The sequence below is a fragment of the Micromonospora sp. NPDC048887 genome, from assembly GCF_040649715.1.
Classification (GTDB): Bacteria; Actinomycetota; Actinomycetes; order Mycobacteriales; family Micromonosporaceae; genus Micromonospora.
On sequence record NZ_JBEZGA010000002.1, the window covers coordinates 26,163 to 48,789 of the forward strand.

At 74.2% G+C, this 22,627-nt stretch carries 24 protein-coding genes; 18 read left to right on the top strand and 6 right to left on the bottom strand.

The window, feature by feature from the left end; genetic code table 11:
* Nucleotides 1-76 precede the first annotated feature (76 nt).
* Both obgE and AB0C17_RS03240 read left to right on the top strand, forming a co-directional pair.
* The gene (obgE, locus tag AB0C17_RS03235) at nt 77-1,528 is read left to right on the top strand and encodes a GTPase ObgE (protein ID WP_357388419.1); all 1,452 of its coding nucleotides are present in this window, start codon (nt 77-79) and stop codon (nt 1,526-1,528) included.
* 59 nt (nt 1,529-1,587) lie between these two features.
* Nucleotides 1,588-2,037, top strand: a complete 450-nt coding sequence (locus tag AB0C17_RS03240) for a GNAT family N-acetyltransferase (RefSeq protein WP_357388421.1) — start codon at nt 1,588-1,590, stop codon at nt 2,035-2,037.
* Nucleotides 2,038-2,040: 3 nt separating this feature from the next.
* Here AB0C17_RS03240 and AB0C17_RS03245 read toward each other — a convergent pair whose 3' ends face one another.
* Both AB0C17_RS03245 and AB0C17_RS03250 read right to left on the bottom strand, forming a co-directional pair.
* Entirely contained in the window at nt 2,041-2,700 is a 660-nt protein-coding gene (locus AB0C17_RS03245; protein WP_357388423.1) for a DUF6766 family protein, read from the bottom strand.
* Between the two features lie 76 nt (nt 2,701-2,776).
* A complete protein-coding gene (locus AB0C17_RS03250) occupies nt 2,777-3,241 on the bottom strand; it encodes a DUF4383 domain-containing protein (RefSeq protein WP_357476802.1) in 465 nt (154 codons plus the stop codon).
* A 208-nt stretch (nt 3,242-3,449) separates the two neighbouring features.
* On the opposite strand from AB0C17_RS03250, the gene AB0C17_RS03255 reads away from it, so the two are divergent.
* Genes AB0C17_RS03255 through AB0C17_RS03265 form a run of 3 tightly spaced genes read left to right on the top strand, consistent with a single transcriptional unit; the run spans nt 3,450 to nt 5,354 of the window.
* Nucleotides 3,450-4,235 (top strand): hypothetical protein, encoded by a 786-nt coding sequence (locus AB0C17_RS03255; RefSeq protein ID WP_357388425.1) that lies wholly within the window; start codon nt 3,450-3,452, stop codon nt 4,233-4,235.
* Between the two features lie 31 nt (nt 4,236-4,266).
* Nucleotides 4,267-4,719, top strand: coding sequence for a phage holin family protein (locus AB0C17_RS03260; RefSeq protein ID WP_018787295.1), 453 nt, complete (start codon nt 4,267-4,269; stop codon nt 4,717-4,719).
* On the top strand, nt 4,716-5,354 hold the full coding sequence (locus AB0C17_RS03265; protein WP_357388427.1) for a DUF3618 domain-containing protein: 639 nt from the start codon (nt 4,716-4,718) through the stop codon (nt 5,352-5,354). The genes AB0C17_RS03260 and AB0C17_RS03265 overlap by 4 nt, the downstream gene beginning before the upstream one ends.
* A gap of 63 nt (nt 5,355-5,417) precedes the next feature.
* Here AB0C17_RS03265 and AB0C17_RS03270 read toward each other — a convergent pair whose 3' ends face one another.
* Nucleotides 5,418-6,500, bottom strand: a complete 1,083-nt coding sequence (locus AB0C17_RS03270) for a glycosyltransferase family 2 protein (RefSeq protein ID WP_357476434.1) — start codon at nt 6,498-6,500, stop codon at nt 5,418-5,420.
* Nucleotides 6,501-6,620: 120 nt separating this feature from the next.
* Here AB0C17_RS03270 and AB0C17_RS03275 point away from each other — a divergent pair, with 120 nt between their 5' ends.
* Together AB0C17_RS03275 and AB0C17_RS03280 are read left to right on the top strand one after the other, a co-directional pair.
* Nucleotides 6,621-7,259 carry a cyclase gene (locus tag AB0C17_RS03275; RefSeq protein WP_357476436.1) on the top strand — a complete coding sequence of 213 codons (639 nt, stop codon included), beginning with the start codon at nt 6,621-6,623 and terminating at the stop codon, nt 7,257-7,259.
* Entirely contained in the window at nt 7,256-8,434 is a 1,179-nt protein-coding gene (locus AB0C17_RS03280; RefSeq protein WP_357476438.1) for a zinc-dependent alcohol dehydrogenase, read from the top strand. The genes AB0C17_RS03275 and AB0C17_RS03280 overlap by 4 nt, the downstream gene beginning before the upstream one ends.
* A gap of 21 nt (nt 8,435-8,455) precedes the next feature.
* Here AB0C17_RS03280 and AB0C17_RS03285 read toward each other — a convergent pair whose 3' ends face one another.
* Nucleotides 8,456-9,739 carry a cytochrome P450 gene (locus tag AB0C17_RS03285; RefSeq protein WP_357476440.1) on the bottom strand — a complete coding sequence of 428 codons (1,284 nt, stop codon included), beginning with the start codon at nt 9,737-9,739 and terminating at the stop codon, nt 8,456-8,458.
* A 239-nt stretch (nt 9,740-9,978) separates the two neighbouring features.
* Here AB0C17_RS03285 and AB0C17_RS03290 point away from each other — a divergent pair, with 239 nt between their 5' ends.
* Nucleotides 9,979-10,365 carry a hypothetical protein gene (locus AB0C17_RS03290; protein ID WP_357388437.1) on the top strand — a complete coding sequence of 129 codons (387 nt, stop codon included), beginning with the start codon at nt 9,979-9,981 and terminating at the stop codon, nt 10,363-10,365.
* Nucleotides 10,366-10,372: 7 nt separating this feature from the next.
* Here AB0C17_RS03290 and AB0C17_RS03295 read toward each other — a convergent pair whose 3' ends face one another.
* Complete coding sequence (locus AB0C17_RS03295) at nt 10,373-10,591, bottom strand: DUF397 domain-containing protein (protein ID WP_013287999.1); 219 nt, start codon at nt 10,589-10,591, stop codon at nt 10,373-10,375.
* 66 nt (nt 10,592-10,657) lie between these two features.
* On the opposite strand from AB0C17_RS03295, the gene pepN reads away from it, so the two are divergent.
* The 10 genes from pepN (at nt 10,658) to AB0C17_RS03345 (ending at nt 22,060) form a co-directional block, all read left to right on the top strand.
* Nucleotides 10,658-13,174, top strand: a complete 2,517-nt coding sequence (pepN, locus tag AB0C17_RS03300; RefSeq protein ID WP_357476442.1) for an aminopeptidase N — start codon at nt 10,658-10,660, stop codon at nt 13,172-13,174.
* Nucleotides 13,175-13,257: 83 nt separating this feature from the next.
* Nucleotides 13,258-13,854 (top strand): nicotinate-nucleotide adenylyltransferase, encoded by a 597-nt coding sequence (gene nadD, locus AB0C17_RS03305; RefSeq protein ID WP_357388441.1) that lies wholly within the window; start codon nt 13,258-13,260, stop codon nt 13,852-13,854.
* A 110-nt stretch (nt 13,855-13,964) separates the two neighbouring features.
* Nucleotides 13,965-14,369, top strand: coding sequence for a ribosome silencing factor (gene rsfS, locus AB0C17_RS03310; RefSeq protein ID WP_013287996.1), 405 nt, complete (start codon nt 13,965-13,967; stop codon nt 14,367-14,369).
* Nucleotides 14,366-14,995, top strand: a complete 630-nt coding sequence (locus tag AB0C17_RS03315; RefSeq protein ID WP_357388443.1) for a histidine phosphatase family protein — start codon at nt 14,366-14,368, stop codon at nt 14,993-14,995. The genes rsfS and AB0C17_RS03315 overlap by 4 nt, the downstream gene beginning before the upstream one ends.
* Before the next feature lie 48 nt (nt 14,996-15,043).
* Nucleotides 15,044-15,898 (top strand): DegV family protein, encoded by an 855-nt coding sequence (locus AB0C17_RS03320; protein ID WP_357474339.1) that lies wholly within the window; start codon nt 15,044-15,046, stop codon nt 15,896-15,898.
* A gap of 9 nt (nt 15,899-15,907) precedes the next feature.
* The gene (locus AB0C17_RS03325) at nt 15,908-16,690 is read left to right on the top strand and encodes an SDR family oxidoreductase (RefSeq protein ID WP_357476444.1); all 783 of its coding nucleotides are present in this window, start codon (nt 15,908-15,910) and stop codon (nt 16,688-16,690) included.
* 533 nt (nt 16,691-17,223) lie between these two features.
* Entirely contained in the window at nt 17,224-18,000 is a 777-nt protein-coding gene (locus AB0C17_RS03330; protein WP_357474351.1) for a ComEA family DNA-binding protein, read from the top strand.
* A 140-nt stretch (nt 18,001-18,140) separates the two neighbouring features.
* Nucleotides 18,141-20,540 (top strand): ComEC/Rec2 family competence protein, encoded by a 2,400-nt coding sequence (locus tag AB0C17_RS03335; RefSeq protein WP_357476805.1) that lies wholly within the window; start codon nt 18,141-18,143, stop codon nt 20,538-20,540.
* A 120-nt stretch (nt 20,541-20,660) separates the two neighbouring features.
* Nucleotides 20,661-21,641: a DNA polymerase III subunit delta gene (holA, locus tag AB0C17_RS03340; RefSeq protein WP_357474345.1), complete on the top strand. Its 981-nt coding sequence runs from the start codon at nt 20,661-20,663 to the stop codon at nt 21,639-21,641.
* A complete protein-coding gene (locus tag AB0C17_RS03345) occupies nt 21,638-22,060 on the top strand; it encodes a hypothetical protein (RefSeq protein WP_357388451.1) in 423 nt (140 codons plus the stop codon). The genes holA and AB0C17_RS03345 overlap by 4 nt, the downstream gene beginning before the upstream one ends.
* A 171-nt stretch (nt 22,061-22,231) precedes the next feature.
* Here the strand turns inward: AB0C17_RS03345 and rpsT are convergent, their stop codons facing one another.
* Nucleotides 22,232-22,498 (bottom strand): 30S ribosomal protein S20, encoded by a 267-nt coding sequence (gene rpsT, locus AB0C17_RS03350; protein WP_357388453.1) that lies wholly within the window; start codon nt 22,496-22,498, stop codon nt 22,232-22,234.
* Between the last annotated feature and the right edge of the window lie 129 nt (nt 22,499-22,627).

A 22,627-nucleotide genomic window follows, 5' to 3' on the forward strand; every position in this document is an offset into this window, starting at 1 on the left:
CGGGCCGCGGACCTCGAGTCCCGGCCCGCTTCGCTTTTCCCCGTGCGGGGCGGACCCCGCTGGAAGGATTGGCGTCGTGACGACGTTCGTTGACCGGGTCGTCCTGCACATGCAGGCCGGCGACGGCGGGCACGGCTGTGTCTCGATCCACCGGGAGAAGTTCAAGCCGTTCGGCGGGCCCGACGGCGGTAACGGCGGCCACGGCGGCAGCGTGTCGCTGGTGGTCGACCCGCAGGTCACCACGCTGCTCGACTTCCATTTCCGGCCGCACCTCAAGGCCGAGAACGGCAAGGGCGGCGCCGGCTCGAACCGGGACGGCGCCAACGGCCGCGACCTGCTCATCAAGGTGCCGAACGGCACAGTGGTGCAGAGCCTCGACGGCGAGGTGCTGGCCGACCTGGTCGGCGTCGGCACCACGTTCGAGGCGGCCCGGGGTGGCCGGGGCGGGCGCGGCAACGCCTCGCTGGCCAACGCCCGCCGCAAGGCGCCCGGCTTCGCCGAGCTGGGTGAGCCCGGCGACCGGCTGGACGTCGTGCTGGAGCTCAAGAGCGTCGCCGACGTGGGCCTGGTCGGCTTTCCGTCCGCCGGCAAGTCGTCGCTGATCTCGGTGATCTCGGCGGCCAAGCCGAAGATCGCCGACTACCCGTTCACCACGCTGGTGCCGAACCTGGGCGTGGTCCGGGTGGACAACCACACCTTCACCGTCGCCGACGTGCCCGGCCTGATCCCGGGCGCGGCCACCGGCAAGGGCCTGGGCCTGGAGTTCCTCCGCCACGTCGAGCGCTGTGCCGTGCTGGTGCACGTGATCGACACCGCGACGCTGGAGCCCGGCCGCGACCCGCTCGCCGACATCGACGCCATCGAGTCCGAGCTGTCCCAGTACGGCGGGCTCGCCGACCGGCCCCGGCTGGTCGCGCTCAACAAGGTCGACGTGCCGGACGGCAAGGACCTCGCCGACATCGTCCGCCCCGACCTGGAGGCGCGCGGCCTGCGCGTGTTCGACGTCTCCACCGCCACCCGGGAGGGCCTGCGCGAGCTGACGTACGCGATGGCGGAGCTGGTCGACCAGGGCCGCCGCGCCGCCCCGCCGGCCGAGCCGACCCGGATCGTGATCCGCCCGAAGGCGGTCGACGACGCCGGCTTCACCATCGAGGCCGAGGACGACGGCTCGTACACGGTGCGCGGCAGCCGCCCGGAGCGCTGGGTGAAGCAGACCAACTTCGACAACGACGAGGCGGTGGGTTACCTGGCCGACCGGCTGGCCCGCCTCGGCGTCGAGGAGAAGCTCGCCAAGGCCGGCGCCCAGGCCGGCGACCTGGTGCGCATCGGCGACCGGGAGTTCGACTGGCAGCCGACGCTCTACGCCGGTGTCGACTTCGTACCCGGTAACCGGGGCACCGACGTCCGGCTGGAGGAGAAGTCGAACCGTCCGTCGGCGTCCGACCGGCTGGCGGCCCGCAAGGCCCGCCGGGTCCGGCCGGAGGACGAGATCGAGGCCGCGTCCGCCGCGGAAGCGGACGCCGAGTAGCCGTTTGCGGGTCGGTGGCGGGAAACCTGCGCGAAATCCGGCCGATCTAGCGTACGGACATGTTGATCGAGTCCCGTCCCGTCACCGATCCGGAGATCGCCGCGCTCGTCGTCGCCCAGCAGCGTGAGCTGCGCGACGCGGACGGCGGCCTGGACGGGCAGGTCACAGTCGTGCACACCGACATCCACTACCTGGCCGCTGTCGTCGGCGGCCGGGCGGTCGGCTGCGGCGGACTCCAGGCGCTCGACGCCGGCACCGGCGAGCTGAAGCGGATGTACGTGCGGCCGGCGTACCGGGGGCGGGGCATTGCCCGGCAGCTGCTCGTGGCGCTGGAGGAACTGGCGTTCCGGCAGGGTCACCGCACGGTGTGCCTGGAGACGGGCACCTACCTGCCGGCCGCGATCGGGCTCTACCGGTCCAGCGGTTACGAGCCGATCCCGGTCTACGGCGAGTACGTGGACAACCCGTACAGCGTCTGCTTCGCCAAGCGGCTGCCGGTCGCGGCCTGACGCTCAGGCGCTGGTCTGCGCGTGCGGCGCGGTGACCGGCTTGGACTCCGGGCTGGCGTGCTGGCGCAGCACGATGCTGAGCAGGATCAGCACGCCGACGGCGAGGAACTCGCTCTGCCAGTTCTGCATGGACTGGAACCAGAAGTCGCTGGTGCCGAGGAACTGCCAGGCGCTGATCGGGGCGGCGTCGCTCTCCAGCGCCTGCTCCTGGTTGTAGGCGGCCACGCCGCCGAACAGGTGCCCCAGGAACGCGCCCCCGAAGATCATCAGGAGTGCGATGGCGAGGCTGTTGCGGTAGACCACGAGCGGCAGCCCGCCCACGCGTACCGGCCACGGCGCGTGCGGGCCGGCGTGGTCGCGGTTGTCCTCCGGCCGGTCCGTCTGGTCCACCGGCTTCGACTCGGCCGAGCCCTTCTGCACCAGGTACGCGGTGAGCAGCACGTAGCCGCCCATCTGGAGGAACTCCGACTCCCAGTTCTCGAACACCGCCTCGGCGAAGTGCCCGGTGCCCAGATAGGCCCACCAGCTCAGCGGCTCGGCGCCGTACCGGCTCAGTTCCTCGTTGTGCACCTGCCAGCCGAACACGCTCTGCAGCAGCAGGAAGACGAGGAACGCGCCGAGCATGGCCACCGAGAGCATGTTGTCGCGCAACCACCGTGGCATCGCCGAACCTCCTCGTCGCGGCCCTCCTGCCCCCGGCCGTACCCGGGCAAACGCCGGCCCAGCGTGTCGCGCCTGGTCAGGGGCGGTCGAACGGGGCCTCGACCGGGCTTCCGGTGCCCAGATTGTCGTTGAGCAGCAGGCCGGCGGCGAGCATGCCGAAGCCGAGGAACAGGTGCAGCCAGTTGTCGGCGTCGTTCACCGGCACGAAGTTCGCGGCGGTGTCCCTGTCGACGGCGAAGCCGTACAGCCACAGCACCAGGTAGAGCGCGCCGCCACCGGCCAGGAGCACCCGCGCCCCGGCCAGCCGCCGGGCCATCACCAGCCCGACCAGCCCGAACAGCAGGTGCAGCAGGTTGTGCAGCACCGACACCTGGAACACCCCGAGCAGCTTCGCCTCGGAGTGGTGCCCGGCGAACGTCAACTCGCCGTAGTGGGTGGTGATGCCGGGCACGAAGCCGAGCACGCCGATGAGCGCGAAGAGGGCCGCCGCCGCGAGAGCGACCTTCTGCACCGCAGGCCGGGCGGGCGCGTGTTCGCGCAGGTCACGTGCCATCCCTGTCACCCCCGTGGGACGCGTCGCCGCCCGGGCGGGCAGGCATCCCATTCTCTGACCGGGGCGGGCCGGTCCCGCAGAGAATTCACGAATCAGGCATGGAGCCGTCGACCTGGGGTAGGGCGATTGTCACGCGGAAACGATCCGCGTACCCCCGAAGACAACCGCTGGGAAACACACGAGCGGAAGGGACACCATGACTCAGGATCTTTCCCCCAGTTCGGCCACGTACCAGTCGACGAACGGTGGTGGCGGCGTACGTGACCAGGCCCGCCAGGTCGGCTCCGACGCCGCGAACGCGGGCGGCGCTGTCGCGCAGACCGCCAAGGAGCAGGGCCGGGAGGTGGTGGGCGAGGCCAAGCGGCAGGCCCGCGACCTCTACGGCGAGACCCGCAGCCAGGTCACCGCCCAGGCCGGCCAGCAGCAGCAGCGCGCCGCCAGCGGGCTGCGCTCGCTCGCCGACGAGATGCGCACCATGGCGCAGCAGGGCGGCGGCTCCGGGCCGGTCACCGAGCTGGCCCACCAGGCGGCCGAGCGGGTGCACGGCGTGGCCGGCTGGCTGGAGCAGCGCGAGCCGGGCGACCTGCTCAACGAGGTGAAGAGCTACGCCCGCCGCAACCCCGGCACGTTCCTCGTCGGCGCGGCGCTGCTCGGCGTGGTCGCCGGGCGGCTCACCCGCAACATCGCCGCGATCGGCGACGACAGCACGGCGCGGCCGGCGTACGACCCGGATCGCACCGCCGTCATCCCGACCGCGCGCGAGGTGCCGGGCCAGGTGCCGCCGGGCGGCTACCTCGACCCGACGCCGGGCAGCTACGCCGAGCCGGACCCGGGCTACTCCGCGCCGGGCGCGACCTACCCGGCCGGCGGCGCCCCGAACACCTGGGCCGACCCGGCGGGTGGCACCGGTCAGCCGCTGCCGCCGCCGGAGCGCACCGACCCGCTGCCTGGTGTCCCGTCCACCGGTGCTCCCCGCCCGTGACCGGCCGCACCGGCAGAAGGGAGGCGACGGCATGACCGTACCCACGCAGGACCCCGGCTATCAGGCGGCGGGCGCACCGCCCCACGCCGACGAGGTGCGCGGCAGCTCGCTCGGTGACCTGATGCGTCAGGTCACCACCGACCTGTCCACGCTGATGCGCCAGGAGGTCGAGCTCGCCAAGGCCGAGATCCGCCAGGAGGGCAAGAAGGCGGGCAAGGCCGCCGGACTGTTCGGCGGCGCCGGCTTCGGCGGCTACATGGTGGCGCTCTTCGTCTCGATCGCGATCTGGCAGTTCCTCGACAACGTCATGGACTCCGGGCTGGCCGCGCTGATCGTGGCCGTGATCTGGGCCGCTGTCGCGGCGGTCCTGTACTCGATGGGCAAGAAGAACGCCGAGCGGATCCGCGGCCTGAAGCAGACGAACGACAGCGTGCAGCGCATCCCCGACGCGCTCAAGCCGCACCCGGAGGGAGTCACCCGATGAGCACCGATCCCGAGCAGATCCGCCGTGAGATCGAAGCCACTCGCAACAACCTCAGCTCGGACGTGGACGCCCTGGCGTACAAGGTCAGCCCGAGCCGCATCGTCGACGACCGCAAGCAGCGCGTACGCAGCGCGCTGACGAACGTGAAGGACAAGGTGATGGGAACCGCTTCGGACCTCGGCCACAGCACCGGCCACGCCGCCCACTCGGTGGGCGACCACGCCTCCTCGATGGCCTCCACGGTGGGCGACAAGGCGCAGTCCGCCGCCGCCACGGTGAGTGACGCCGCCCACCGGGCGCCGCAGGTGGTGCGGCGCAAGTCCGAGGGCAACCCGATCGCCGCCGGCGTGATCGCCTTCGGCGTCGGCATGCTGGTCTCCTCGCTGATTCCGGCCACCCGCCGCGAGCAGCAGGTCGCCGCGCAGGTCAAGGAGAAGGCCGCCGAGCACGGTGGCGTGGTCAAGGAGAAGCTTGGCGAGGTCGCCGGTGAGCTGAAGGAGGAGCTGCGCGAGCCCGCGCAGCACGCCGCCGAGTCGGTGAAGGCGACCGCGCAGGACGCCGCGTACGCGGTCAAGGACGACGGCCGCGCCGCCGCGCAGGACGTCCGGCACAGCGCCGAGCAGGTGCGGTCCTGAAGTCCGCGCCCTCGGTAAGGAAGGGCCCCTTCTTATCGCCAGGCGATAAGAAGGGGCCCTTCCTTACACCTCGGCGCGCAGCGGCGGGGGCAGTGCCCCGGCCTGCACCCAGAGCACCAGATCGTCGGGGCGGCGCCGCGTCATCCGCCGGCGCAGGGCGCGTGTGGGGTTGGCCGCCGTCCGCAGCCGGGCGCCCGCGTAGGGCACCCCGCCGCGCAGCCGCCGGCCCACCGCCAGCCAGGCGCACAGGCCACGCTCCAGCACCCAGGCGGGCGCGGCGAGGCTGGTGTACGCCGGGAAGACCCGGGCGCCGCCGGCCCGGCGCCGGCCCAGCTCCGCCACCGCGACCGTCGCCAGCCCGGCCCGCAGCAGCAGCCCGGGCCGGCGGGCGGCGATCGCGACCGCCGTCGCCGGCAGCACCGCGAGCGCGGCCAGCAGCCACACCGGCCGGGCCGTCTCGTCGTACGCCTGGCGCACCCGCTGCCCGAGGAAGTGCGCGGCGGAGGGCGGTAGCCGCCGCACGTACAGCCAGGCCGGGGTGGCGGTGCTGCCGCCGTACGCCCGCACGGTCCGGGCCAGCTCCAGGTTTTCGAAGAGCACGTCGGGGTCGTAGCCGCCCATCGCCAGGAACGTGCTCCGCCGCACTCCCAGGGTGCCCGGCCAGTCGCCGCCGAACACGCGGGCCAGCAGCGTCCGGCCGGTGTCCCACCAGGCGTGCCAGGGCAGCGGGTCGAAGTGGTTCTGCGGCCGGACCAGGTCCACCCCGTCCAGCATCTGGTGCACCGCGCACAGGGCGGGCCGGTCGTACCGGACGTCGTCGTCGGCGATCACCACGTGCTCGTGCCGGGCCAGCGCGACGCCGGTGAGCACGCCGAGCGCCTTGCCGTTGCGCCCGCGCAGCGCCGGGTCCGGCGGCACGTGCCGCACGAGCCCGCGCCAGGCGGCGGCGTGCCGGGCGAACAGCTCCGGCGCCGATCCGTCGACCACCACCACGTCGACAGACCGGCTCAGCTCGCGCAGGTACCCGGTCAGCTCGTCCAGGCCGCTGTCGTCGTGGGCGCGCAGCGGCAGGACGTACGCCATCGGAAGCCGGACCGGCGCGGACGCGGCGCCCTCGTCGCGGTACGCGGCGGTCGGTCGGGTCACGTCGCCTCCCTCGTGTCGGGTGACGCGACTTGCCCGGAATGCGGTCGCTGAAACCGTTTCGGGCGTGCTGCGTCGGGTAGCGCAGCCGGATACGGACGGACCGAGTCGGAAGGAGACGTGATGCCCAGCAACGCGACGAGATGGGCGCTGGCCGGCGCCGCCGCCGTGACGGCGCTCGGAGTCACCCGGACGGTGGCGCGGCGGCGGCACCGGCACCAGCCCGACCGGGAGGACGGCTGGTACGTGGTGCACCGGGGGATCACCGTGAACCGGCCGGTCGACGAGGTGATCGGCTTCTGGACCGACCGGGAACGGCTCGACCGAGGGCTGGCCGAGTGGGCCACGCTGGAGCAGCTCGACGCGAACCGGTGGCGCTGCGTGGCGGTCGACCCGGCCGGCGGCGGCACCGAGTGGCGGGCCGAGATCACCGTCGACGGGCCGGGCCGGCTGAGCTGGCGGGTCACCGACGGGCCGGTCGCGCAGCGCGGCCGGGTCGAGCTGGTCGCCGCCCCGCAGGACCGGGGCACCGAGATCCGGGCCGAGCTGCGGTGGCGCTCCGGGCCGATCCGGCGGGCGGTCGGCCTGGCCGGCGGCGACGACCCGGACCTGGGGCTGCGTACCGCGCTGCGCCGGATCAAGTCGCTGATCGAGACCGGGCAGGTGCTGGACACCCGGCACGACCCGTCCGGGCGCAACCCCCGGCAGGAACGGGCGACGGACAAGGTACGCGAGAGGCTGACGGCGGGAGGACGACCGTGAGGGCGCTGTGCTGGGAGGGCGTGGGCAAGCTGGCGGTGCGGGACGTGCCGGAGCCGACCATCAGGTCCGGCGGCGACATCATCGTCAAGGTGCGCGCGAGCAGTGTCTGCGGCTCCGACCTGCACCTGATCAACGGTTACCTGCCGGCCATGCGCGAGGGCGACATCCTCGGCCACGAGTTCATGGGCGAGGTGGTCGAGACCGGCCCGGACGTGCGGCGGATCTCCGTCGGTGACCGGGTGGTGGTCGGATCCGTGGTGGCCTGCGGCTCGTGCTGGTACTGCCGCACCGAGCAGTTCTCGCTCTGCGACAACTCCAACCCGCAGCCGGTCTTCACCGAGAAGCTGTGGGGCCACTCGCCCGCCGGCATCCTCGGCTACTCGCACGCGGCGGGCGGCTACTCCGGCAGCCACGCCGAGTACATCCGGGTGCCGTTCGGCGACGTCGGCGCGTTCACGGTGCCCGACGGGGTGCCGGACGACTCGGTCGTCTTCGCCTCCGACGCGATGCCGACCGGCTGGATGGCCGCCGACTTCTGTGACCTCAAGGGCGGCGAGGTGGTGGCCGTCTGGGGCGCCGGCGGCGTCGGCCAGATGGCCGCCCGGTCCGCGCAGATCCTCGGCGCCGAGCGCGTCGTGGTCATCGACCGGCTGCCGGAACGGCTCGCCACCGCCGCGCAGCGGCTCGGCGTGGAGACGATCAACTACGCCGAGACCGACGTGCTGGAGGCGCTGCGGGAGATGACCGCCGGGCGCGGCCCGGACGCCTGCATCGAGGCCGTCGGCATGGAGTCGCACGACGTCGGCCCGGCGTACGCGTACGACAAGGCCAAGCAGACGGTACGCGCGCAGACCGACCGGCCCACCTCGGTCCGTCAGGCGATCATGGCGGCTCGCAAGGGCGGCACGGTGAGCATCGTCGGCGTGTACGGCGGCCTGGTGGACAAGTTCCCGCTCGGCGCGGCCATGAACAAGGCACTGGTGCTGCGGATGGGGCAGATGCACGCCCAGCGCTACATCCCGATGCTGCTGGACCGGGTCGCGGCCGGCGAGATCGACCCCGGCTACCTGGCGACCCACCCGATGTCGCTGGAACAGGGCGCCCGGGGCTACGAGATCTTCGAGAAGAAGGAGGACGGCTGCCTGCGTAGCGTGCTGCACCCGCAGGCCGCCTGACCGAGTGAGGGGTGCGCCCGTTCAGCGCAGCGGGCGTACCCCGTCGGCCGGGTGTGCCCCGTCGGCCGGGCGTACCCCGTCGAGCACCAGTCCGGCGGGCGGCAACGCCGGCATCGAACCGAGGTCGAGCGCCAGGTCCTGGGGCGGTACGCGGTAGCTCATCGCCCCGGTCAGGTTCGTCACGGCCCGCTTCATCAGCTCGATGGTGATCCACTCACCGGCGCAGCGGTGGCCGGTGAAGTGGTCACCGCCGCCCTGCGGGATCAGGCCGAACGGGTCGTCGCGCCAGCCGGTGAACCGCTCCGGGCGGAACTGCTCCGGCTCGGGCCACACGTCGGGGTGGTGGTTGGTGCCGTACAGGTCGAGCAGCACCCGCCGGCCCTGCGGGAACGTGTACCCCCGCCACTGGAACGAGCGGCGCACCCGGGCCGCGGTGACCGGGAAGAACGGGTAGTAGCGGCGTACCTCCTGCACGAACCGCTCGGTCGCGTCGTCGTCGCCGGACAGCCGGTCCCGCCAGTGCGGGTGGTCGTGCAGCGCCAGCGCGGCGAAGACCACGTACCGGTCCACCGCGACGGTGGGGCGCAGCACGTTCAGCAGCTCCACGGCGGCGATCCGGCGCGGCAGCGGCAGGCCCCGCTCGTCCCGGTGCCCGGCCACGACCGCCAGCGCGCTGCCCTCGGGTGCGGGCACCGCGCCCGCGCGTACCCGCTCGATCAGCTCGCCGGCCCAGCGTTGCGCGTGCCGGCGGCCGAGCCGCCCGCGCCAGTGCCGGGGGCCCAGCGCGGCCGGTGACTCGATCATGGCGTGCATCTCGGCGGTCCGGCGCGGCACGTCGGCCTCGGCCAGCGGCACCCCGGCCCAGGCCCAGACCGTACGGGTCAGGATCCGGCCCACCTCGTCGTAGAGCACCACCGGCCCGCCCCGCGCCCAGACCGGGATCCGGGCCCGCCACTGCTCGTCGAAGACCTCCCCGAGGCGGCGGATCGCGGCCGGCGTCATGATCGACATGAACATCGCCTTGCGGACCCGGTGCGCCTCGCCGTCGAGGCCCTGCACACCACCGACGCCGGTGAGCGTGCGCTGCCCGCGCATCGGCATCGCGCCGCGCCTGACGAACCGCTCCTCGTCGTAGAACAACTCGGCGGCCTCCCGGCCGCGCAGGCAGATCGTCGGCTCCAGCAGCAGCCGGGTCTGGAAGACATCGGTGCCGAGGCGGTCGCAGCGGGCGCCGACGAAGCGGTAGCCCTCCCGGAGGAACGCGAGCGTGCTGTCCGGGCTCCGGTCGCTCGGCATGGTGCTCATCTCAGCTGCTCCTGACGCGGTTCGGCGGCCCTGCCTACCTACCCGGGCCGGCGCGGCCGAACCCTCCATTCCAGCAGCTCCGGCCCGTTGAGGGAGGGGCCGGCGACACGGACGCGTGCTGGCCCCTCCCCGGGCGCGGAAAAGCTGGTTGTCTCGGTGTCGCGGACCGGCGGCGACCGGCCCGCCGCCGCCGGCGCGACGTCCGGCGGCGCGGTCACCGGAGACGGGGGAGGACACCGATGCGTGACGACAGGGCGGTACGACGGCACCGCGAGGCGACGGCCCGGCTGCGCGGCGACCGCGGCGGCGGGCCGCTGATCGGCGCGCCCCGGCGCTCCGCGCCCCGCCCGCCGCGCCACTTCACAGTGCACCTGGGCTTCGCCGCCGCCGATCCCGCCGTCGCGCGGGAGCACGCGGTGGCGTACGCCGAAGCCCTCGGCCTGCTCCGCCCGGAGCTGGCGCTCGGCGCGGCGGCGTTGTCCCCGGCGGACGCCTGGCACCGCGCCGAGCGGCTGTTCTGCGACGCCCTCGGCCCCGACGGCGAGGGCTGTGCGGACGTGGCCGGCCACCCCGGCTTCCACCACGCGCCCGGTCCGGGCGGCCTCGGCTGGGGCGACGGTGACTGAGCCGCGCTCAGTCCAGGTCGAACTCGCCGTCCTGGGCGCCCGCGACGAACGCGTCCCACTCGGCCTGGGTGAAGACCAGCACCGGCCCGTCCGGCTCGGCGGAGTTGCGCATACCGATCAGGTCGTCGACGAATGCCACTTCGACCGCTCCCTCGGAGGTGTCGCCCTCAGCCCGCTGCCAAACCGCCCGGGAGAGGTCGAAATCGCCCTTGGGGTGCTGACCCATCGCTGTTCCTCCATCGCCACGCGTAACGAGACGGCCCGAGCGGACCACATCGGGCAGGATAAGCGGATGCCGAGCCTCACCCGTGCAGAGGCGACCGCGCGCCGCGCGTCGATCACCGTCGAGTCCTACGATGTGGACCTCGACCTGACCGGCGACGCCGAGCGGTTCCGCTCCGCCGTCACCATCCGGTTCCGGGCCACCCCCGGCGCCGAGACCTTCGTCGACGTCAAGCCGCGCCGACTCCTCGCCGTCCGCCTCAACGGCAACGACCTCGACCCGGCCCTGCTGGCCGGCGACCGGCTGCCGCTGACCGGCCTGGCCGAGGACAACACGCTCACCGTCGAGGCCGAGATGGCCTACTCCAACACCGGCGAGGGGCTGCACCGTTTCGTCGACCCGGCAGACGGCGAGACCTACCTCTACGCGCTGTCGTTCCTGGACGACGGGCCGCGCGTCTTCGCCGCGTTCGACCAGCCCGACCTGAAGGCCCCGGTGACGCTGACCGTCACCGCGCCGCCGGAGTGGACTGTCGCCGCCAACGGGCCGCTGGCCGACCGGCCCGCACCGGGGCGTTGGGAGTTCGCCACCACCAAACCCCTGGCCACCTACTTCGTCTCGCTGATCGCCGGGCCCTGGCACGTGCTGCGCGCCGAGCACGACGGCATCCCGCTCGGCCTCTACTGCCGGCGTTCGCTCGCCGCCCACCTGGACGCCGACGCCGACGAGATCCTCACCGTCACCCGGCAGTGCCTCGACCGCTTCCACCAGCTCTTCGCCGAGCGCTACCCGTTCGGCAAGTACGACCAGGCGTTCGTGCCCGAGTTCAACGCCGGCGCGATGGAGAACCCGGGCCTGGTCACGATCCGCGACGACTACGTCTATCGCTCCGCCGTCACCGACACCCAGCGGGAGTTGCGCGCCACCACCATCGCCCACGAGATGGCACACATGTGGTTCGGTGACCTGGTCACCATGAGCTGGTGGGACGACCTGTGGCTCAACGAGTCCTTCGCCGAATACCTCGGCACCCGGGTCACCGCCGAGGCGACCCGGTTCGACCGGGCGTGGACCACGTTCGCGAGCCACCGCAAGGCCTGGGGCTACACCGCCGACCAGCGCCCCTCCACCCACCCGGTGGCGCCGGAGGAGGTCGCAGACGCCGCGCAGGCACTGCTCAACTTCGACGGCATTTCGTACGCCAAGGGCGCCAGCGTGCTGCGCCAGCTCGTCGCCTGGCTCGGTGACGAGGCGTTCCTGGCCGGGCTGAACGCGCACTTCGCCGCGCACCGGTTCGGCAACGCCACGCTCGCCGACCTGCTGACCGCCCTGGGCGCGGCGAGCGGCCGCGACCTGGACGGCTGGGCGGAACGCTGGCTGCGCCGCGCGCAGGTGAACACGCTGCGGGTCGACACCGCCGTGGACGCCGACGGCCGGTGGACCGACGTGGCGATCGTGCAGACCGCCCCGGCGAGCCACCCGGTGCTGCGGCCGCACCGCATCGGGGTGGCCCACCACACCGCCGACGGTCCGGCGTACCGGTTCGAGGTCGACCTCGAACCGGACGCCGACGGCGGCCGGACGCCGCTGCCCGAGCTGGTCGGTCGGCCTGCCACCGGGCTCGTGCTGCCGAACGCCGGTGACCTGACGTTCGCCAAGATCCGCCTCGACCCGGCCTCGGCGGACGCGGTGCCGCTGCTGCTGCCGGGGCTCGACGATTCGCTGGCCCGGGCGCTGCTCTGGGCCGAGACGCTGGACGCGGTCACCGACGGGGAACGGCCGGCCGGCGCGCTCGCCGGGCTGATCGCGGCGGCGCTACCCGCCGAGACCGAAGTGACGATCGTCGAGGACGTGCTGCTGCTCAGCCGCCGGCTGATCGACCGCTACCTCGACCCGCTCGCCCGGGACGCGGCGCTGCTGCGGGTGGCGACCGCCTGCGCGGCGCTGCTCGACTCGGCGCCCGCGGGCGGCTCCCTGCAACTGGCGGCGGCGCGCGGCCTGATCGGTGCCACCACCGACACGGCCATGCTGACCGGCTGGCTCGCCGGCAAGGACGTGCCGCCAGGGCTCGCGGTCGACGCCGACCTGCGGTGGGCGGTGCTGCGCCGGCTCGTGGTGCTCGGCGCGGCCGGGGCGCCGGAGATCGACGCCGAGGCCGACGGCGACCGCAGCGCCACCGGCGCCGAGCAGGCCGCCGCGTGCCGGGCCGCGCTGCCCGACGCCGACGCGAAACGGGCCGCCTGGGAGATCGTCACGCGCAGCACCGAGCTGTCGAACCGGCTGGTCGAGGCGACCGCCGAGGGCTTCTGGCAGCCCGAGCAGGCCGAGCTGACAGCCGGGTACGTGGAGCGCTACTTCACCGACATGCCGGCGGCGGCGCGTCTGCGTACCGCCTGGGTGGCCGACGCGGTCACTGTCGCCGCGTACCCCCGCTACGCCGTGTCGCAGCCCACCCGGGAGATGGCCGCGGCGCTGCTGGCCCGCGACGACCTCACGCCCGGTCTGCGGCGGTGGGTGACCGACCTGGACGACGACATGCGCCGGGCGCTCGTGGCGCGGACGGCGGTGGCCGCCGCGTCGGCCTGACCGGGCACGCCGGGCGGGGGCGCACCCGCCCGGCGTGGCCGACCCCGCCCGGGCCCGTCCGAGACGCGGCCTACGATCGCTGGGTGGAGGAAGACATCCGGCGGATCGGCATCATGGGCGGCACGTTCGACCCGATCCACCACGGGCACCTGGTGGCGGCGAGCGAGGTGGCCGACCGGTTCGGCCTGGACGAGGTCGTCTTCGTGCCGACCGGGCAACCGTGGCAGAAGGCGGAGGAAGCGGTCACCCCGGCCGAGGACCGCTATCTCATGACGGTGATCGCCACCGCCTCCAACCCGCGTTTCCAGGTGAGCCGGGTCGACATCGACCGGGGCGGCCCCACCTACACCGTCGACACGCTGCGCGACCTGCACGCCGAGTACGGCCCGAAGGCGCAGCTGTTCTTCATCACCGGCGCGGACGCCCTGGAGCGCATCCTCTCCTGGAAGGATCTGGACGAGGCGCTCGAACTGGCCCATTTCATCGGCGTGACCCGGCCCGGTTTCGAACTCACCGACAAGCACCTGCCGGCCGACTCGGTGAGCCTGGTGCAGGTGCCGGCGATGGCGATCTCGTCGACCGACTGCCGTGCTCGCGTCGCCCGGGGCGAGCCGGTGTGGTACCTGGTGCCCGACGGTGTGGTGCAGTACATCGCGAAACGGCGTCTTTACCAGCGGTGATTCGCCCCGTTCCGTCCCGGTCCATGCCTGAAATCGACCAGAACTGACGAGTCGCCACACCGTCGGGTGTGAGACGCTTGGAGGGTCGCACTGTTGATCGAAGGAGAACGGTGACAGTTTCCGAACGCGCGCACGAGCTGGCGATGGCCGCTGCCCAGGCCGCGGCCGACAAGAAGGCACAGGACATCGTCATCATCGACGTGGGCGACCAGCTCGCGATCACCGACGCGTTCCTGCTGGCCGCCGCTCCGAACGAGCGTCAGGTGCTCGCCATCGTCGACGCCATCGAGGAGCGCCTGCTGGAACTGCCGGAGAAGGCCAAGCCGGTGCGCCGCGAGGGCGAGCGCGGCGGCCGCTGGGTGCTGCTCGACTACGTCGACATCGTGGTGCACGTCCAGCACACCGAGGAGCGCGAGTTCTACGCGCTGGACCGGCTCTGGAAGGACTGCCCGCAGATCCCGTTCACCGATCGCGACCTGGCCGACTCGGCCGCCGGCACCGCCACCGCCGAATGACCCGCCTGATCATCTGGCGGCACGGCAACACCGACTGGAACGCCGGCAACCGCGTCCAGGGCCAGACCGACGTACCGCTCAACGACCTCGGCCGGGAGCAGGCCCGGGCCGCCGCGCCGGTGCTCGCCGCGCTGCGCCCGGACGCGATCGTCGCCAGCGACCTGCGCCGGGCCGCCGACACCGCCGCCGCGCTGGCGGCGCTGACCGGGCTGCCGGTCCGCTCCGACGCCCGGCTGCGCGAACGGCACTTCGGCCAGTGGCAGGGCCTCACCCTGACCGAGGTGGCCGAGCGGTTCCCCGACGAGTACGCCCGCTGGCGGGCCGGCGACCCCGACCCCGGCGCCGGCATCGAACCCCTGGACGACCTGGGCGCCCGGCTCGGCGCCGGATTCCAGGACGCGGCCGACCTGGCCACCGGCGGCACCGTCGTGGTGACCACGCACGGCGGCGGCGCCCGGCAGGGCGTCGGGCACCTGCTCGGCTGGGACCACGCGGTGCTGCGCAGCCTCGGCTCGCTGGCCAACTGCCACTGGTCCGAGCTGCGCCACGACGACGTCCGGGGCTGGCACCTGCGCGCGCACAACGTCGGCCTGATCACCCAGCCGGCGCTCACCGACGCGTTCTGACACCTCCGGCCCCGGCACGTCACAGCGCCATCGGCTAGCGTGCCGGGCATGTCCGTCGCGGTCGTCACCGACTCCACCGCCTACCTGCCCCCCGACCTGGCCCGCGCCCGCGGCCTCACGGTCGTCCCGCTGACCGTCGTGCTCAACGGCGCGGAAGGGCTGGAGGGCGTCGAGACCTCGCCCGCCGACGCCACCCGCGCGCTGGGCGCCCGGCGGGTCTCGGTGAGCACGTCCCGGCCCGCGCCGGAACAGTTCGCGCAGGTCTACCGCAGGCTGCTCGCCGAGGGCGCCGACGGCGTGGTGTCCGTGCACCTGTCCGCCGAGCTGTCCGGCACGGTCGAGGCCGCCCGGCTGGCCGCCGCCGAGGTCGGCGACGACAAGGTCACCGTGGTCGACAGCCGATCCACAGGCATGGGCCTCGGCTTCCCGGCCCTCGCGGCCGCCGCGGCCGCCGCGAGGGGCGCCGACCTGACCGGGGTACGCGACGCGGCGCTGGACGCCGTCGCCCGGACCACCATCTACTTCTACGTCGACACGCTGGAGTTCCTGCGGCGGGGCGGCCGGATCAACGCGGCCGAGGCGCTGCTCGGCACCGCCCTCTCGGTCAAGCCGATCATGCACATGCCGGACGGCGCGATCGTGGTCAAGGACAAGGTCCGTACCGCCAGCCGGGGTGTGGCGCGCCTGGTCGACCTCGCCGTCGAGGCGGCAGACGACGCCGAGGTGGACCTCGCGGTGCACCACCTCGCCGCGCCGCAGCGGGCCGAGCAGCTGCTGACCGCGCTGACCGAGCGGCTGGGCGACCGCCTGCACGACACGTACGTCACCGAGGCCGGAGCGGTGGTCGCCGCCCACGCCGGGCCGGGGCTGGCATGCGTGGTGATCCACCGCCGCACGCCCTAGGGTGGCCGGATGAGCCCACTGTCGTACGTCGTCACCGGCGGCGGGCGCGGCGTCGGGCGGGCCATCGTGGAACGGCTCGCCGCCGACGGGGGAACCGTGGTCGTGGTCGAGCGGGACACCAGCGCGCTGGACTGGCTGGCCCGGCATCCGCTCGCCGACCGGCTGCACGCGGTGACCGGCGACGCCGGCGACGAGGCGGTCACCGACCGGGCCGCCGACCGCGCCGAGGCGCACGCGCCGCTGGGCGGCTGGGTCAACAACGCCGCCGTCTTCCGCGACGCCGACCTGCACCGCGCGCCCGCGAGCGAGGTCGTCGACCTGATCGCGCTCAACCTGCGCCCCGCCGTGGCCGGGGCCGGCACCGCCGTACGCCGGTTCCTGGCCGCCCGCACCGGCGGCGCGATCGTCAACGTCTCCTCCCACCAGGCACGCCGGGCGGTGCCCGGTGCGCTGCCGTACGCGACGGCGAAGGCCGCGCTGGAAGGGCTGACCCGGGCGCTGGCAGTCGACTACGGTCCCCGGGGGATCCGCGCCAACGCGGTGGCGCTCGGTTCCGTCCACACCGAACGGCACGCCGCCTACCTGGCCGGACTCGACCCGGTGGAGGCGGCGCACGTAGACGCGGAGATGGCCCGGCTGCACCCGGTCGGCCGGATCGGCCGCACCGACGAGGTGGCCGAGGTGGTCGCGTTCCTGCTCTCCGAACGCGCCTCGTTCGTCAACGGCGCTACGGTGCCGGTCGACGGTGGACGGGCCGCGCTCGGGCTGGACCCGGAGGCACGGCCGGCGTGACCCGCTGATCTGCCGGGCGCCGTGCCTAGCACGGCCACTGCTTGATCGGGTGCCTGTCCACAGCGCATCGGTCGTCCACAGGTGAGCGTTCACCGGCCGATGCGGGACGAACGATCGCCGTACCGTCCCGAGCCGTGCCAGACGACGAGGAGACGACGGTACGGCGGCGGCTCGCCCGGCTGTTCGGGTTCGCGGACGCCGCTGGTGTTCCGCCGATCCCCGCTGACCGCGTGGGCGGGTCGGGCCGGGCGGAGCGGTCCTCGCGGCGGCCGGGGCTGTCCCCGTCCGGGCCCGGCCGCGAGCCCGGACCCGAGGAAGCCGGGCCGTTCTTCGAGCCTGGGCCCGGGGAAGCCGGGCCGTTCTTCGAGCCCGGGTCCGGGGAAGCCGGGCGGGTCTTCGAGCCCGGGCCCGAGGAGGCCGGGCCGGTCTTCTTCGCGGCCGGGGCCGGCTCCGGGTCCGCCCACGGCGGCACCTGGCCCGATCTCCCTGCTCGGCCCGGGCGTGCGCCGGACGGGATCGAGCCGGGTTTCGGCCTGCGCCGTGGCTTCCCGGAGCACGACAGCGGGCGGGAGCATCCGTTCGGGACGGAGCCGGCCTCCGGCGATCCGGACGACGACGGAATCCACGACGCCCCGGCGACCGGGCGCGGCCTGTCCCGGCTGCCCGGCCCCGGTGCGTTCGATCCCGGTCGCCGGGGCGTCCGCGCGCTCGCGGCGGTGGCGGCAGTGGTGGTCGTGGCGGCAGCCGTCTGGGCGTGGCGCTCGCGTCCGAGCGCCGAAGCCGTCCAGCCGGTCGCGGCGTCCGCCGAGGCGCCGGTGACCGAAGCGGTTTCCGGGGCACCCGTGCCCGCGGGCTCATCCGGTCAGGTGGTGGTCGCGTTGGCCGGGAAGGTCCGGCGGCCCGGCCTGGTCCGTCTCCCGGCCGGCGCGCGAGTCGCCGACGCGATCGAGGCGGCGGGCGGTGCGCTGCCCGGCGTCGACACCGCCCTGCTCAATCCCGCCCGCAAGGTCACCGACGGGGAGCTGATCCTGGTCGGCGTCACCGCCCCGCCCGGCCAGGCCGCGCCCGGCCCGGCGGCGGGCGGCGGTGGAGCGCCGGGCGGCCCGGCGGCACCGGCCGGACCGGTCAACCTGAACACCGCCACCCTGGCCCAGCTCGACGCGCTGCCGGGCGTCGGTCCGGTGCTCGCCCAGCGGATCCTCGACCACCGGGACCGCAACGGCGGGTTCCGGTCCGTGTCCGACCTGCGCCAGGTCGACGGCATCGGCGACGCCCGGTACGAGCAGCTCAAGGAACTGGTGACGGTGTGAACGGCCGGCACGGGCAGTCCTCGGACCTCGATCGCCCCAGCTTCGCCGGTGCGGGCACCACCGAACGAGCCGGTGCCCGCGTGACGGGTACGGAGCGGGCTCGATCCGGCGCCGCGGCGAGCGCCGAGCGCGGCCGGGGCATTCCCGCGAGCTCCTTCACCGTCGACGGGGAGTCGGCGGGTCGCGACGCTCCCGACCTGCGGCTGGCCGGGCTGGCGGTGGCGGCGTGGCTCGCCGCGCTGGCCGGGCTGCACCTCAGCCTCGGGGTGACGGTGTGGGTGGCCGCCGTCGCCGCCGCGCTCGCCCTGCTCGCGGGCCTGCACCTGGGAGGTGTGCTGGGCCGGCCGGGTGTGGCGGCCCGCCGCTACGGCTGGATCGCAGTCGCCGTGCTGCTCGGCGTGCTCTGCGGGGCGGCGGCCACCGGCGCCCGCGTCGTGGTCCGCGACGCCGCTCCGGTCCGCGCGCTCATCGCCGACCGTGCCCAGGTCACCGCCGAGCTGGTGCTGCGCGACGATCCCCGCCCGGTACGCGGTGCGCCCGGGCGGCAACCGATGCTGCTGGTCCGCGTGGATCTGATCGTGCTCACCGGGCCCGACGGCGCGCGGGTCACCGGCCCGGTACGCGCCCTGGTGCTCGCCACCGACCCGGCCTGGCGTCCACTGCTCCCCGGGCAGCGGGTCACCAGCCGGGGACGGCTGTCCGCGCCGCGCGGCGGCGACCTGACCGCCGCCGTGCTCTCCACCACCGGCCCGCCCACGCCGCGCGGCGAGGCGTCGTGGCCGCAACGGGCCGCGGGCGTGCTGCGGACCGGGCTGCAACGGGCCTGCGAGCCGCTGCCCGACGCGCCGGGCGGGCTGCTGCCCGGCCTGGTGGTGGGCGACACCAGCCGGCTGCTGCCGGAGGTGGAGGAGGACTTCCGGGCCACCGGGATGACCCACCTCAACGCCGTGTCCGGGTCGAACGTGGCGATCGTCGTCGGGGCGGTGCTGCTGCTGGCACGCTGGGCCCGCGCCGGCCCGCGTACCGCCGCCGTGCTCTGCGTACTCGCGCTCGTCGGGTTCGTCATCCTGGTGCGGCCGTCGCCGAGCGTGGTGCGCGCCGCCGCGATGGGCGCGATCGGGCTCGCCGCGCTCGCCGCCGGGCGGTCCCGGTCGGCGCTGCCGGCGCTCGCCACCGCCGTCACCGGCCTGATCCTGTACGACCCGGACCTCGCCGGCGACCCGGGCTTCGCGTTGTCGGTGTGTGCCACCGGGGGACTGCTGCTGCTCGCGCCCGGGTGGCGGGACGCGCTGCGGCGCCGGGGCGTACCGGCCGGGCTGGCCGAGGCGCTCGCGGTGCCGGCCGCCGCGCAACTGGCCTGCGGCCCGGTCATCGCCGGGCTGTCCGCGACGGTGAGCCTGGTGGCGGTGCCGGCGAACCTGCTCGCGGTGCCCGCCGTCGCGCCGGCCACCGTGCTCGGGGTGCTGGCGGCGGTGCTGTCACCGCTGTGGCCGGGCGGCGCGGAGTTCCTGGCCTGGCTGGCGAGCTGGCCGGCGCGCTGGCTGGTGGCGGTCGCCGCATACGGGGCGGACCTGCCCGCCGGGAACCTCCCGTGGGCGGGCGGGGTGGCCGGCGCCCTGCTGCTGGCGGCGGTGAGCGTGGCGCTGCTGCTCGGCTTCCGGCGACGCGGGGCGCGGCGGCTGATCGCTGTCGTCGCGGTGGCTGTGGTGCTCGGTGCGGTGCCGATCCGGCTGCTCGCCTCCGGCTGGCCGCCGCGCGGCTGGGTGGTGGTGGCGTGCGCGGTGGGGCAGGGGGACGCCGTGGTGCTGCCGGTCGCCGCCGGCCGGGCCGTCGTGGTCGACGCCGGCCCGGAGCCCTCCGGCGTGGACGCCTGCCTGCGCCGCCTTGGCGTACGCGAGGTGCCGCTGCTGGTGGTCAGTCACTTCCACGTCGACCACGTCGGCGGGGTGGCCGGGGTGTTCCGGGGGCGGCGGGTGGGCGCGGTGGTGGGTCCGTCCTGGTCCGAGCCGCCCTACGGCGCCGCCCAGGTACGCGAGGCGGCCCGCCGGGCCGGTGCGCCGCTCGCCTCGGTGCGGGCGGGCTGGCGGTGGCGGGCGGGTGCGGTGGACCTGGCAGCTGTCGGTCCGCCGTATCCGCTGCGGGGCAGCCGGTCCGATCCGAACAACAACTCGCTGGTGCTGGCCGCCACAGTGGGCGGGGTACGGATCCTGCTCACCGGTGACGCCGAGACCGAGGAGCAGCGGGCGATGCTGGAGACGACGCCGGCCGCCGCGATCCGGGCGGACGTGCTGAAGGTCGCCCACCACGGGTCGGCGTACCAGGCACCGGAGTTCCTGGCCGCGGTGCGTCCGGCGGTGGCGCTGGTGTGCGTGGGTGTCGACAACGACTACGGGCATCCGAACGCGGGGCTGCTGGACCGGCTGACCCGGGGTGGCGCCCGGGTGCTGCGTACCGACGTCGACGGGGACGTCGCCGCGGTCCGGGCGGGCGACGGTCTCGTGGTGGTGAGGCGCGGCCGCGAGTCCGAACCGTCACGATGAACGGGGATCTTGTGACGTTAAGCGGTAGATCAAGGCAAATGTCTGGATTTGCGCTGTGTGCGGGCTGCGCCGTCACAGTCCCCGATGAGCGGGCCCGGCAGGGTCGGAGGGCGTGCGAGTATGGGCGACGTGACCCCCGCCGACCTGCCTCCTATTGTGCTCGTCCTCGGCGACGAGGAGCTGCTCGCCACGCGAGCGGTCACCGAAGCCGTCGCCCGGGCTCGCGAGGTCGACCCCGACGTGGACGTGCGGGAATACCAGGCCGGCACGCTCACTGTCGGCGAGATCGCCGAGATGCTCAGCCCGTCGCTGTTCGGCGGTCGCCGGGTGCTCGTGCTCCGCTCCGGCCAGGACGCCCGCAAGGACCTGTCCACCGCGCTGCTGGCATACGCGAAGAACCCCGACCCGGACGTGCAACTGGTGGTGCTGCACCTGGGCGGGGCCAAGGGCAAGGCGTTCGCCGACGGCCTGCGTGCGGCGGGTGCCACAGTGGTGCCGGCGGTCAAGCTCAAGGGCGACCGGGAGCGGGCCGCCTTCGTGCGGGACGAGATCCGCCGCATCGGCGGCAAGTGCTCGCCCGACGCGGCCGACGCCCTGGTCGCCGCAGTCGGCAACGACATGCGCGAGCTGGCAGCCGCCTGCTCGCAACTGGTCGCCGACACCGACGGGCGCATCGGCGCCGACACGGTCGCCCGGTACTACCGGGGCCGGGCCGAGGTGACCGGCTTCACCGTCGCCGACGCGACGATGATCGGTGACGTGCCAGGCGCGCTGGAGGCGCTGCGGTGGGCGCTGCACGTCGGCGTCGACCCGGTGCCGATCGCCGACGCGCTGGCCGACGGCGTACGCACCGTGGCCCGGGTCGCCGCCGCCGGCCGGGGTAACGCGTTCCAACTGGCCAAGACGCTCGGCATGCCGGCGTGGAAGATCGAGAAGGCTCAGGTACGCGCCCGGGGCTGGACGCCGGAGGGGCTGGTCGAGGCGATGCGGGTGGCCGCCGAGTGCAACGCGGCGGTGAAGGGCGGCGCCGACGACCGCGCGTACGCGCTGGAGCGGGCCGTGTTCTCGGTGGCCGCGGCCCGGCAGGGCGGCGCCCGGTGACCCGAGCGTGGTCGACGGTGGCCACGGACGAGGAGCGGTACCGACCGCTCTACGCCCGGGTGCTCGGACTGCGCTTCATCAACCCGGGTGGGGTGCTCTGTTTCCTCTTCTTCGAGGGCGCGATGGCGCTGGCCGTCCTGCTCGCGCTCGCGGAGCTGGTGAGCTGGTGGGCGGTGGTGGTGCTGCCGATCGCGGTGGCCGCAATGGTCAAGCTCAACGACGTGGTGGCCGAGGTGGTCGTCCGCACCGCGGCGCAGGTGCCGGAGCAGGAGCGGGACCGCTTCCGCCGGCAGATGGAGCCGGTGATCGGGCGGGCCCGGGTGCCGGCCAGCGCCCGCGCGATGCCGGTCGCCGGCTCCCGAGGCGTCCGCTACCACCACCCGCAACGGTCGACGTTCCACCACCCAGGCGAGCGGTAGCACGCGTCGCCCGTGAGCACGCAGCAGATCTTGGTACGAAACGGCCCCTGTGGGGGCCACCTCGTACCAAGATCTCGCGCTGGTGTGCCGGCGCGATCAGGGGAGGGCGGACGGGCGGAAGCCCCGTGGGCACGATGGCCCCGGGGCTTCCGGTGTGATCTGTAGCGCTGGTCAGGCGGAGAACGAGGCGACGCGCTTGGCGATCGCCGACTTCCGGTTGGCCGCCTGGTTCAAGTGGATGACACCCTTGCTGGCAGCCTTGTCCAGCTTGCGGGTGGCCTCACGCATGAGCACGGTGGCCTTCTCGGTGTCGCCCGCCTCGGCAGCCTCGTGGAACTTCCGGATGGCGGTCTTCAGCGACGACTTGACCGACTTGTTACGCAGCCGGCGCTTCTCGTTCTGCCGGTTGCGCTTGATCTGGGACTTGATGTTCGCCACGCGACAGCCTCGTCTTGATAGCTCGGGTTGGTCTGCTTTCGCGCACGACGAGCATGCGTCATCGCCGCGCGAAAAGCCAGGCTACCAGGTCGGCCCCGGACGAGCCAAAACGCCTCCGCCCGGCCCTTC